At 49.2% G+C, this 11,654-nt stretch carries 11 protein-coding genes; 3 read left to right on the top strand and 8 right to left on the bottom strand.

Features of this window, described 5'->3' with window-relative positions; all coding sequences use genetic code 11:
- Positions 1–991: FAD-dependent oxidoreductase (locus AB7U36_RS09660; RefSeq protein ID WP_428159574.1), on the top strand; the 991-nt coding region annotated here is incomplete at its 5' end.
- An 89-nt stretch (positions 992–1,080) separates the two neighbouring features.
- Here AB7U36_RS09660 and AB7U36_RS09655 read toward each other — a convergent pair.
- From AB7U36_RS09655 to AB7U36_RS09635, 5 genes are all read right to left on the bottom strand, one after another.
- A complete protein-coding gene (locus AB7U36_RS09655; protein WP_428159573.1) occupies positions 1,081–1,272 on the bottom strand; it encodes a CooT family nickel-binding protein in 192 nt (63 codons plus the stop codon).
- A 127-nt stretch (positions 1,273–1,399) separates the two neighbouring features.
- On the bottom strand, positions 1,400–1,810 hold the full coding sequence (locus tag AB7U36_RS09650; RefSeq protein ID WP_428159572.1) for a DUF3842 family protein: 411 nt from the start codon (positions 1,808–1,810) through the stop codon (positions 1,400–1,402).
- 11 nt (positions 1,811–1,821) lie between these two features.
- Positions 1,822–2,451: a dTMP kinase gene (gene tmk, locus AB7U36_RS09645; protein WP_428159571.1), complete on the bottom strand. Its 630-nt coding sequence runs from the start codon at positions 2,449–2,451 to the stop codon at positions 1,822–1,824.
- A gap of 93 nt (positions 2,452–2,544) precedes the next feature.
- Positions 2,545–3,393: a cytochrome c3 family protein gene (locus AB7U36_RS09640; RefSeq protein ID WP_428159570.1), complete on the bottom strand. Its 849-nt coding sequence runs from the start codon at positions 3,391–3,393 to the stop codon at positions 2,545–2,547.
- Between the two features lie 151 nt (positions 3,394–3,544).
- Complete coding sequence (locus AB7U36_RS09635) at positions 3,545–4,096, bottom strand: DUF309 domain-containing protein (protein WP_428159569.1); 552 nt, start codon at positions 4,094–4,096, stop codon at positions 3,545–3,547.
- Between the two features lie 320 nt (positions 4,097–4,416).
- Between AB7U36_RS09635 and AB7U36_RS09630 the strand changes: the two genes are divergently transcribed.
- Both AB7U36_RS09630 and AB7U36_RS09625 read left to right on the top strand, forming a co-directional pair.
- On the top strand, positions 4,417–6,138 hold the full coding sequence (locus tag AB7U36_RS09630; protein ID WP_428159568.1) for an FAD-dependent oxidoreductase: 1,722 nt from the start codon (positions 4,417–4,419) through the stop codon (positions 6,136–6,138).
- A 392-nt stretch (positions 6,139–6,530) separates the two neighbouring features.
- Positions 6,531–8,078 carry an acetyl-CoA hydrolase/transferase C-terminal domain-containing protein gene (locus AB7U36_RS09625; RefSeq protein ID WP_428159567.1) on the top strand — a complete coding sequence of 516 codons (1,548 nt, stop codon included), beginning with the start codon at positions 6,531–6,533 and terminating at the stop codon, positions 8,076–8,078.
- A gap of 129 nt (positions 8,079–8,207) precedes the next feature.
- Here the strand turns inward: AB7U36_RS09625 and AB7U36_RS09620 are convergent, their stop codons facing one another.
- From AB7U36_RS09620 to AB7U36_RS09610, 3 genes are all read right to left on the bottom strand, one after another.
- Positions 8,208–9,107 carry an NAD-dependent epimerase/dehydratase family protein gene (locus tag AB7U36_RS09620; RefSeq protein WP_428159566.1) on the bottom strand — a complete coding sequence of 300 codons (900 nt, stop codon included), beginning with the start codon at positions 9,105–9,107 and terminating at the stop codon, positions 8,208–8,210.
- A gap of 182 nt (positions 9,108–9,289) precedes the next feature.
- Positions 9,290–11,242 carry a methyl-accepting chemotaxis protein gene (locus AB7U36_RS09615; protein ID WP_428159565.1) on the bottom strand — a complete coding sequence of 651 codons (1,953 nt, stop codon included), beginning with the start codon at positions 11,240–11,242 and terminating at the stop codon, positions 9,290–9,292.
- Between the two features lie 40 nt (positions 11,243–11,282).
- Positions 11,283–11,654: response regulator (locus AB7U36_RS09610; protein WP_428159564.1), on the bottom strand; the 372-nt coding region annotated here is incomplete at its 5' end.

The raw sequence follows: 11,654 nt of genomic DNA, 5'->3' as shown, positions 1-11,654 counted from the left end.
GGCTAAAAAAACCGGCAAAAAAGTGGCGGTTATCGGTTCCGGTCCCTCCGGACTGACCGTTGCGGGCGAACTTTTAACCAAGGGCCACGATGTCACCATCTTTGAAGCATTTCACAAACCCGGCGGGGTTCTGGTATACGGTATTCCCGAATTCCGTCTGCCCAAGGAAATCGTTGCATCCGAAGTGGCCACCCTTGAAAAAATGGGGGCAATAATTGAATGCAACACGGTCATCGGTGCCACCATCACCGTTGACGAACTGTTTGCCGAAGGTTATGACGCAGTATACATCGGCGTAGGTGCAGGGCTTCCCAAATTCATGGACCTGCCCGGCGAAAACCTCATCGGTATTTATTCTGCCAATGAGTACCTGACCCGGACCAACCTGATGAAAGGGTATCTGTTCCCGAAATACGACACCCCCATTGCCCGGGGTAAAAATGTCGTGATTATAGGTGCCGGTAACGTGGCCATGGACTCTGCCAGAACAGCCATGCGCTTAGGTGCAGACTCTGTCAAGGTTGTTTACAGGCGCTCCAGGGAGGAGATGCCCGCAAGAAACGAAGAGTTGCACCATGCAGAAGAGGAAAAAATCGAATTTGTCCTGCTGACCAATCCCACCCGGTTCTTAGGTGATGAAAACGGAAGGTTAACCGGTATGGAATGTCTGAAAATGGAACTGGGCGAACCTGATGCTTCCGGCCGCCGCCGGCCCATGGCCATTGAAGGCAGCGAGTTTAAAATAGACTGTGATCTGGTTGTCGTGGCTTTGGGATCCAACGCAAACCCGCTGCTCACCAATACCACCCCGGACCTGGCTTTGAATAAATGGGGTAATATTATTGCAGATCCCAGCAACGGCAAAACGTCCAAAAGAGGTGTCTGGGCCGGCGGCGACATCGTTACAGGCGCGGCCACAGTTATCCTTGCCATGGGTGCAGGCCGTGCTGCAGCCAACTCCATTCATGCTTACCTGACCCTTGGCTGGTAATCTTTAATAATATCATCAAAGGCTCGTCCGGATACGAGTATCCGGCTTGCCTTTTGTGTTTTGCACCTATGGGAGCCAGAGCCCTGCGGCTATTCAGGTCTGATAAACACCTTATGGTCCACCAGGGACAGGGAATGAATCTTTCCTTTTATAAATTTTTGTTCACCGAAAATGGACACCAGGCGGATGCCTTCCTCTTCGGGGTCCACCTTGTCCACAGCCTCCAGAAAAAGAGACTCCTGCCCACTCTCGTCCACGAGATATGCATTGGCTTCACACATAATATGCGCTCCTGATCTTTGATCCTTTTACGGCCACGGGTCTTTTCCGTTTTTTTAACCTGCGGAAACACCCCCAATAGATATACTATACAGGTTATTGGTTTTTAATTACACCCAAAACCCTTTGCTAAGACAGCGGGAAATGGACATCTAACAATTCATCCACCAGCAGGGGCAACGGCGAACCCACCACCCCGACAATGGCAATATTCTCCTGGGTCAGGGGCAAAAGCACCTTTTTTGCCGGGGAACAGGACACGGCTTCGGCCATCTGGGGGGTCACCTCTCCCATCATGGCATGGGGCATGATAATCCCCACAGTGCCGATAATCATATCAGCACTTTTAACCGTCTGTACAATGGCGTTGGTGCCGGAAGCGCCCTTATTGGCACGGGCTTTAAGCATCTGGGCAGTGGCAATGGCATTGGTGCCAAGGGCAACCACCTCAACGGACTCTTCAAACCGCTCCTTGATCCGCTTGATTATGGTTGATCCGATACCGCCACCCTGACCATCGATCACACACACTTTTTTCATGTTGTTTCCTGTTAAATTACGAGGCAGACTTGAGCCCAGACCGCTTTGGCTATATGTTCCACAGACTCATTTCCGTCAATTACAGCCACGCGCTCCTGGTGCGCCAGGCGGTGAAAAGCTGCCAAATAATTTGCCCGTACCTGCTTCATGATATCTATCTTTTCATAGATTTCAAGGTGTTTTCTGGTGGTTTGAAGCCGCTTCAGGCAGATTTGAGGGTCCACATCAATAAACAGGGTGATATCCGGTTTTAGAATATCGGCATTGAGTCGATTGGCCTGAATCACCCACTCCATATCCATATACTGGCTGTGATAGGCATAGGAAGAAAAATAATACCTGTCACACACCACAATTGTACCGTTATCCACCATCTGCCGGATACCGGTTTCAGGGTTCATTAAATGCTCGGTGCGGTCTGCGGAAAAAAGGCTTGCAATAGTTCGCTGGTCCGCTGAAAGACTGCCGGACAGCATCTGGCGGATCAACCGGCCCACAGGACCGTCGGTGGGTTCACATGTGGCAAAAACCGGGGTGCCTGCTGACGCCAGGCGCTTGTAAAGCAGTTCCGCCTGTGTGGTTTTGCCTGCCCCGTCAATGCCTTCAAACACCACAAACCGGCCTTTTTTCTTTTTTTCCAAACTGACTTCCTCTGTACAACACAATAAACCCGACAGACCCCGGTAACCGGGATCTGCCGGGCTGACTGATCTAAAATCCCGAATGGATCAGGCTTAGGATGAGCTGTGGCAACCGTTACAATTCACAGGGGCGACCTTGGGAAGATCAGTTTTCTTTATCTTATCCTGGGCCATGGCTGCCCTTTGCTTCTTGTCCGTATCCCGGTGGCAGGTTACGCAGGCATTGTGAAAGGCCGCCAGATAGTACATCTGGTTTGCTTCATCTTTGATATTCCTGGAGCCTGATGGCTTGGTTTCACTGTGGCAGGAAGCGCATGCTTCAATTTCGCTTTCCCCGTCCCAGTCATGGTGACAGTCTTTACAGGCATATTGGAAATGAAGTCCATGGGGAAAACCAACAGGGTTCCTTGTGGCTTTTACCCCTTCCGGCGCCTTTATGGTCAAAATGCCCAGGGGGATGGACAGGGTTTTACCACTGTTTTCAACATTTGAATGGGGATCAGGATGGCATCCGGCACAAGCAACCGGGCCTGTAACAATGCGCTTGGAACCATCAGCCTTTTGCTGGTCAGCCTCTTTTCTGTGGCAGTCCCGGCATACCTGATGGAAAGCCCCGGTCATGGATTTTACGCTGTTTTCCGATACATCCGCCTGACCAGGTTTAGGCGCCCAGAAATTTTCATGACACCCGCTTGTTCCGCAACTTTTTATGGGACCGTTTCCGTCCCAATTGTGGTGGCACGCTTGACAGGAATAGGAAAAATGAAGGGAATGGGGAAAATTAACCGGAGACAGGGTGGCCTTGTATTCGGCATCCTCGGGGGCCGCCAGAGTCATGGTGCCGGTGGGAAGCTCAAGTGTAGCCTCAGCGGCCGCAGCAAGGGCAACGCCCGTTAAAACAAAAGCAAACCAGGATACTGCAATGAGAAATAATCGTTTCATGATACCTCACCAATAAAGCTGTTATGTCAAATTGTACCGGATGTGACCGGGGGTAAATTGTCCGGCCTTTAATGTCACATAAACACCATTGTCTTTTCAATGCACTAATATATAAATGTTGCCTTTTGTATATTAATTAATGTTTATAAAATCAACCTGAAATTTGGTCATCAGGACTAAAAAAATCCATTTCCGTTCTTAAACGGGCCATTTTGGGCTGAATATTAAACGATTCAGGGACCTGCAAAAAATGTAATTCCAGCACGGCAAGGGCTTTAGCTGCAACTGAAACAGCCGCCTTTTTCCTGTTGTAAGCCAGAAGTTCAAATGTACCTGCTGTGCGTATCATTGCCTGCAGAATCTTTTTTTCCTGCCCCAGAACAGTCCTGTAGTCCTGCTCAAGCCATTCATGGCACTCAAAAAAAAGGGCTTCATCCAAGAGCAGACCGGCTGTTGCATAAATATCGGCGCCCCAAAGGGGATCTGACGACATTTGCGCCAGAACAGCGGCATACCGGTCATACCGTGCTTTGATGTAACTTTGGGCCGGACTGGACAACCTTTTCCGGCCCAGGTCTGAAACCGCCTGGACCACGGGTGTCAGATCGCCTTTATGCAGGGCGCAAATAAATGCACTTCCCAAAAGATTTCTAACATCCCGGTCTGTCCGGTTTTCAAAAGGATTAAATACTATTTTCATCATCCCTGAACTCATACCTGAAAAATGGGGGGATTTTCAAGGGGGATTCATTTTTTTTGTTTCCTGTTTTCCTGATACAGCCAAACTGAAATGGCGGAACAGACCGGGAAACTGGATAACCTGACCAACGGGTTTGCTATAGAATAATAAAGTCAGCCCTGTCCGTAAAACCCTTGAGCATTACCTTCAATTAGCGTATTTTGTTTTACTGATTCAAGGGGGGTATCAAAAGGCCCTAGGCAGGCTTTTGGGTGTATCGGGGGTTATTGACACGATCCGGTTTTTATAACGTTTTAAATGCCGGGCAAACAAACGAGGTTCTCATGGCAAAAAAAATCATTATTATCGGTGCGGTGGCACTAGGCCCCAAAGTGGCCAGCCGCCTCAGACGGCTTGATCCCGATTGTGAAATCACTATGATTGACAAGGACAGCTTAATTTCATACGGCGGATGCGGCATTCCTTATTATATCGGCGGTGACATCGGAGAGATGGAAGAGTTATACTCCACCACGGCCCACCACGTCAGGGATGCACAATTTTTCCGTACAGTCAAAGGTGTTGAGGTACTCACCCGGGTGGAAGCCATCGGCATTGACCGCAGAAAAAAACAGCTCAAAGTCCGTCATCTTGAAGACGGGACCGAGTCTGAAATGCCCTATGACAAGCTGGTCATTGGCACAGGCGGCACACCCTTTACCCCGCCCATCCCCGGTGCAGACCTGCCGGGCGTATATCCTGTATCCAACCTCCACCATGCCAAAGCCATCAAAGATTTGATCAGCAAGGGCGCTGTGGGAAATGCCGTGGTCATCGGTGCCGGTGCCATAGGTGTTGAAATGGCCGAGGCCCTGACCGATCTGTGGGGCGTGGAAACTACCCTTGTGGAAATGGCCCCCCATGTGCTGCCCGTTGCCATTGGTCCCAATATTGCCCTTATTGTTGAAAAAGAGCTTGAGAACAATGAGGTGGCTGTCAAAATCGGAGCCCAGGTCACCAAAATCCTTGGGGATGCGGAAAACGGCGTTACCGGGGTTGAGGTCAGCGGAGAGGTGATTGAATGCGACCTTGTGATCATGGCCGTGGGTGTTCGCCCCAACACGGGATTTGCGGCAGAAGCAGGCCTGGCTGTGGGCCGGGGCGGTTCCCTGATCGTGGATAAAAATTTAAGAACCACTGATCCTGATATTTACGCAGGCGGCGACTGCATTGAGATGCGCAATCTGGTATCCGGCGACCAGCTCCCCATGCCTTTGGGTTCCCTTGCCAACCGCCAGGGCCGGATCATTGCCACCAACATCTTTGGTAAGTCTGCCCAATTTGACGGCACTGTGGGTACCTTCTGCATCAAGGTATTCGGCATGGGCGTGTCCACTGCAGGCCTGACCCTTCACCAGGCCAAAGCAGCCGGATTTGATCCGGTTCACTCCGTGGTGGCCCAGTTTGACCGGGCCCATTTCTACCCCAACTCAAAATTCATGTTCATCCAGCTCATTGCCGACCGGGCCAGTCGCAGGGTTTTAGGCGTGGAAGCCGTGGGTGAACAGATTGATGCCGTCAAGGCCAGGGTGGATGCCGTGGTGCCGCTGCTGCACAAAGGCATGAGTGTGGATGAAGTCTGCACCCTGGAAGTGGGCTATGCACCGCCATTTGCATCGGCCATGGATGTGATCAACAATGCCGGCAATGTGCTCGATAACATTCTGGACGGCAGGAACGCCCCCATTGACCTGCCTGAATTTCTTGATCTGTTCAAAAAAGGCGAGATCACGGTGGTGGACTTGAGGGAGCATGTGGAAGCCCAGCCGTTTATCGACAAATACGGGGCGGACCGCTGGCTCCACCTGCCCCAGCCCGAGTTGCGCGAACGCTGTAATGAACTGCCAAAAGACAAAGAACTCTGCCTGTTCTGCGGCACGGGCGCCAGGTCTTTTGAATGCCAGATAATTTTGAACCAGAACGGGTTCACCCGCGTTAAAAACCTTCAGGGTGGATATGCCATCATACGGGTCACTGATCCGGATTTCATTCCCCAGGGAGGATAACCTGTTACCAGCCCGGGGATTTGGCAATCCCATGCCATTTTCCCCGGGGCAGCACATGAAGACGACACCCGGTTATAGGGGACTTGAAATTCACATAGGTTCCTTAACCGGGGTATTTCATGACTTTTTAAGTAATTTTGGTCACTTCCTCTCTCTGGCTCAATAGCACAGTTCAAACCAAGCCCCAAAAAAATTTCTTGACTCTGCTTGCCAACGCATTATATAAAAGTATTCGCTTAATTATAAGAGTGTTTTATTGAAACCCTTTTTCGGTATGGCCCCTTTAACTGGTGCGGTTCCCCGATATTTGATAGATAGCCGATGTGTTGCGGCTACTTCAGTGGGGAATCTCTTCGATCACCCCTTAAGTAAAATTCAATGAAGGAGAGCGTATGTCTGCATTAGAAGAACGCGTACGTTGTAAAGAACTGCTCAGCAAAGTAACAACCCCTGAAAATTGTATTCAGTACTTCAAAGATGGTATGAATGTCGGCATGTCCGGATTTACCCCGGTGGGCTATCCGAAAGTTGTACCCATTGCTCTGTGTGACCACGTTGAAAAAAACAATCTGCAAGGCAAATTAAGACTCAACCTGTTTATCGGCGCGTCTGTCGGTGCCGAGGTTGAGGACCGCATGGCCTCATTAAACATGATTGACCGCCGCTGGCCCTACCAGACAGGGAAACAACTGGGAAAAGCCATTAACAAAGGCCAGATTCGCATGGGCGACAAGCACCTTTCCATGTTTGCCCAGGATTTGAAATACGGTTTTTATACCAAGGACAAAGGCGGCAAGCTTGATCTCGGGATCATCGAAGCATCCGCCATTACCGAGAATGGCGATATCATTCTTTCCGGTGCCGTCGGTACTGCGCCTGAAATCATTGATGTTGCTGAAAATATCATTGTCGAAATCAATACCGGCCTGCCCTCTTTCGAAGGCATGCACGATATTCTCCTGACCGACCTGCCTCCGTACAGAAAAATCCTTCCGGTCACTGATGTGCGCCAGCGCATCGGTACGCCCTGGGTCCCGACCGACAAGAGCAAGATCATCGCCATTGTCGAATCCAAGCTGCCCGATAACGGCCGTGCCCTGCGCGGCACCGACGATGTGGCCCAGGCCATTGCCGACAACATCGTTGATTTCTTCAAGGTTGAAGTGAAGGCCGGCCGCCTGCCCAAGAACCTTTTGCCTCTGCAATCCGGTGTGGGCTCCATTGCCAATGCCGTTGTGGGTGGGCTGACCGCAAGTCCCTTCGAAGACCTGGTCGTCTTCACCGAGGTTCTCCAGGACACCTTCCTGCCCTTCCTTGATTCGGGCAAATGCAAGTACATCAACTGTACCTCATTGTCGTTGTCTAATGAGGCATTTGTCGATTGGTGGGAAAAATTCGATACTTATAAGAATATGGTGCTGATGCGTCCCCAGCAGATTTCCAACAACCCGGAACTCATCCGCCGTTTGGGCGTTATTTCCATGAACACGCCGCTTGAATTTGATTTCTATGCCCATGCCAACTCCACCCACGCAGGCGGTACCCGCATGCTGAACGGTATCGGCGGTTCCGGCGACTTTGAGCGCAACGCTTATATCTCCATGATGCACTGTCCTTCCTGCCGTGCAACCAAGGTTGATGAATTCGGCATCACCGGCGTTGTTCCCAAGGTTCCCCACGTCGATCACACCGAGCACGACATTGATGTTCTGGTTACCGAGCAGGGTTTGGCTGACCTGCGTGGTATGGCACCAATTGACCGCGCCCGCGAAGTTATCGACAAATGCGCACATCCGGCGTACAAAGATTACCTCACCGATTACCTTGAGCGCGCCACCGAGGCAACCGGTGGGCACCATGAACCCCAGCTGCTGGACGAGTGTTACAAAATGCACATCAACTTCGCACAAAACGGCACCATGCGTTTCTGGGAAAAATAAAAATAAAACAAAGCGCAATACTGCCTTACCGGAAACCCAAGCCCCGCCGAAACTTGGCGGGGCTTTTTATTTTCCGGTCAATTTTTTGAATTCATTTTTCAAATTTAAAATTCAGGTGCTTTGTGACGTTCAAATTAAAAAACCTGAATGATAGTAATCCATTAAGCCTTTTTCAAATGAGTAGTCGGGAACAAAACCGATTTTTTCTTTTGCCAGAGACATGTCACACTCCGTATAATTTTGATATGCGCCCTCAAAAGGATTTTCGATATATTCCGGTTTCCTGTCCAGACCAAGAACAAAGTTGAGCTGTTCAACGATCTGGTTAAAAGAGATTGCTTTTCCCGACCCGCAATTGACAATGCAGCTTTCCTTTGCCTTTGATGCAAGTATATTGGCTTTTACAACATCTTTAACATAGATGTAGTCTCTTTTTTGATCTCCGAACTTGAAAAGCTTTGGATTTGATTTTTGCATCTGCTGGGCAAATTGATACACCATTGTGGCCCTTGTCCCTTTATGGTTTTCCCTTGGCCCGAATATATTGCAATATCGAAGTCCGACAATAGTGAGGCCTGAATCTCGGGCTGCAAGCTCCATGGAAAAATCATCCAGCATTTTTTTTGCCCTGGCATATGGTGTTTGCGGGTCAGGCGGGTCACTTTCGTGGTAAGGAGCCGGATTGTTGCCATATATTGCTGTTGATGAGGCGTAAACAATTTTTTTACATCCATGGGACATGACATATTTGAATAATTGAATTGATGATTCAAGATTGGCTCTCATAATCTCTTTTTCATCATTGACTCTTGTACCGTTAATTGCGGCCTGGTGAAAAAGAACATCAATCTTTCCAATGGCATCCCAATCTATCCCAAGGAGACCTGGATACAAACATTTTCCCTTGAATCCAGGTATGACTTGTTCAGATTCATGCCCTGTAATGATTACCTCGTTTCCTTGTTCCTGAAGCGCCAAAGTCAAGTTGGAACCGACAAATCCGGTTCCTCCGGTTACTAAACATCTCATACGTATTACCTATTTTGTGGTTTGTGTTGTGTTGCCCCCCTTTTGGGGGTTGACCCATGGATATCCTGATAATGGAGACATTGGAAAAAGGCAAAAAAAAAGCCGGAAATTTTCCATCCGCATCAATGAAAATCCTTAAGGGGAGTACAGGCTCTATCTCTCCTTTTATAAAATTTGCAGTTCTAATACAACTGGAACCGGCTTACCATTATATTAAGGTTTTCAGCCAGCTTGGACAATGCGCCGGCACTGGTATAAATCTGCCTGCTGCCTTTATTCATTTCAACGGTAGCATTGCTGACCTCGGTAATATCCTTTGTAACCTCAGCCGCCACAACAGAAGTCTGGGTGACATTCTCATTGACTTCCTGGATCCCCTGTGATGCCTGGGCAACATTATTTGCTATCTCCTGGGTCGTGGCAGCCTGCTCCTCAATGGCAGTGGCAACAGTGGTAACGATTTCGTTGATCTCATTGATGATTCCAACGATGGATTCAATGGCGGTTACAGATTCATTGGTGGTTGTCTGAACCCCTGCAATTTTGTCGCTTATTTCCCTTGTTGCCTCGGCAGTCTGCTGGGCAAGGACCTTAATTTCCCCGGCCACAACGGCAAAGCCCTTGCCTGCCTCACCGGCCCTTGCCGCCTCAATGGTTGCATTAAGGGCCAGCAGGTTGGTCTGCTCGGATATGTCGGCAATGGTTTCCGTTACCTTACTGATTTCAGATGCAGCCCTTCCAAGATCATCTACCTTTAAGGATACCTGTTTTGCTGTTTCAACAGCCCTGGCTGTTGTTTCGCTGCCCTTGGCCGTATTGCCTGCGATTTCATTTATGGTAGACGACATCTGCCCGGCGGCAGTGACAATCATCTGGATATTTACAGTGGTCTGTTCTGTGGCTGCTGCAACAGAGTTCATATTGGCTGCCATTTCCTCGGCAGAGACAGAGACATTATTGGACCGTTCCGCAGTCTGCTCCGAATTTGCCGTTATCTGTTCCGAAATGGCAGACAATTCTGCGGAAGAGGCTGTCAGGGTCTCTACGCCGTTTGCAATATCCTTGACCATATGGATCAGGTTTTCAGCCATATATTTCATGTTGTTATACACACCGGTATTCTTTGCCGGGTCAAATTGGACAGCCAGGTTCCCGTTGGCAATGCTGTTAGTAATATCTACAATATCTGCAGGATCCCCCCCAAGCTGGAAAACAACACTTCGCTTGATCAAGAAGGCGGTTCCGATTCCCATGGCAACAGCCAGAAGCGCAACCCCGATAATCAGCCGCTTTGCATTGACAATTTGCAGGTCTGCTTTCTGCTGCTGGCCGTCCAGGGAGATCTTGACGGTATTCTGGACTTGGCGGGCGCATGCCACCATAGTCGCGTTAATTTGGTTTTGGGAATCTTTCAGTTCCTTAAGCTTGGAAAACGCCTGGCGGTATGTATTTGCGGCCTCTATTATCGGTTTTGCAGTCTTTCCTTTTTCAACGATTTCATCAAGTATGCCATTGACTTTTATGAAATAGGATTCCTCCTTGCGGATCAGAAAATTTTTTTCATGGCGGCGGCATTGCAGCAACTGCCGGATAATGGTCTCGGTATTCTCAGTGCGCTTCATCAAATCTGTAATCTGAATTGGATCTGCATTCCGGGCAATCAGACGTTCACATTCAGCCCGGTCCGCTTCAAGAATGACCGTGGCGGCTGCTTCCATCTGCCGCGCAGATGTTACCATTGCCGCATCCGCCTCTTTTATGCTGTTTTCCAGGATAATATAGGTATCAAATGCCTGCCGGTATTTGTCGGCCATCCCGACCATATCATCCAACTGCCGAAGGGTTTCGGGATCCGTTGAACGGGCCTTGATGGCTTTGATTTCTTTTTTGAGTAAATCCGACTGCGCGATGACAGCCTTCACATAGGACGCGTCACCCTTGAGGATGAAATTTTTTTCCTGCTGCCGCGACTCATACATCGCCATGGTCAGATTCCCGGTGTCAATGGCATCGGTCATTTGCCTGACTACCCTTGAAAGTCCGTTAAAACCTGCTCCGGCGACCACCAGCAGCAATACCAGAACAACGCCGAATCCAACACTGATTTTTGTTCCAAGTTTAATACGGTTTGACATGGTTTTTACTCTCCTGTTTTAAAAAAAATTCCTATCCTACTCATTTTCCCATCCTACCGGGGCTGTTTATCATTTTTGATATCAATCCTGACAGCTGCTTCATATCTACGGGTTTTATTAAGAATTCCTTGACATTAGCAGAATCCTGCCACGCCTTTTTATCGTTTTTTTCCAACCCCGTGCAGATAATCACAGGAATATCGGGATTAATTTTCTTCAGTTCCCGGGCCAGATCGTCGCCTGTTAACCCGGGCATTGTCAGATCCGAGATCACCAGGTCGAATCTATTTGGATTGGTTTTCAATATCTCAAGGGCCTGGCCGCTGCTTGTACAGGCAGTGGTATCATAACCTATGCGCTGAAGAAAATTTTTTTCCATGTTTACAATCTGTTCTTCATCATCTACCAGCAG

This window comes from Desulfobacter sp., assembly GCF_050177295.1.
The sequence above is the reverse complement of the archived record's forward strand: the minus strand, read 5'-3'. Positions and strand labels throughout refer to the sequence as shown.

Bases quoted from the DNA above. Each gene is read 5' to 3' on its own strand.
- AB7U36_RS09655 (WP_428159573.1), bottom strand. From the start codon at position 1,272: ATGTGTGAAGCCAATGCATATCTCGTGGACGAGAGTGGGCAGGAGTCT.
- AB7U36_RS09650 (WP_428159572.1), bottom strand. From the start codon at position 1,810: ATGAAAAAAGTGTGTGTGATCGATGGTCAGGGTGGCGGTATCGGATCA.
- AB7U36_RS09640 (WP_428159570.1), bottom strand. From the start codon at position 3,393: ATGAAACGATTATTTCTCATTGCAGTATCCTGGTTTGCTTTTGTTTTA.
- AB7U36_RS09635 (WP_428159569.1), bottom strand. From the start codon at position 4,096: ATGATGAAAATAGTATTTAATCCTTTTGAAAACCGGACAGACCGGGAT.
- AB7U36_RS09630 (WP_428159568.1), top strand. From the start codon at position 4,417: ATGGCAAAAAAAATCATTATTATCGGTGCGGTGGCACTAGGCCCCAAA.
- AB7U36_RS09625 (WP_428159567.1), top strand. From the start codon at position 6,531: ATGTCTGCATTAGAAGAACGCGTACGTTGTAAAGAACTGCTCAGCAAA.
- AB7U36_RS09620 (WP_428159566.1), bottom strand. From the start codon at position 9,107: ATGAGATGTTTAGTAACCGGAGGAACCGGATTTGTCGGTTCCAACTTG.
- AB7U36_RS09615 (WP_428159565.1), bottom strand. From the start codon at position 11,242: ATGTCAAACCGTATTAAACTTGGAACAAAAATCAGTGTTGGATTCGGC.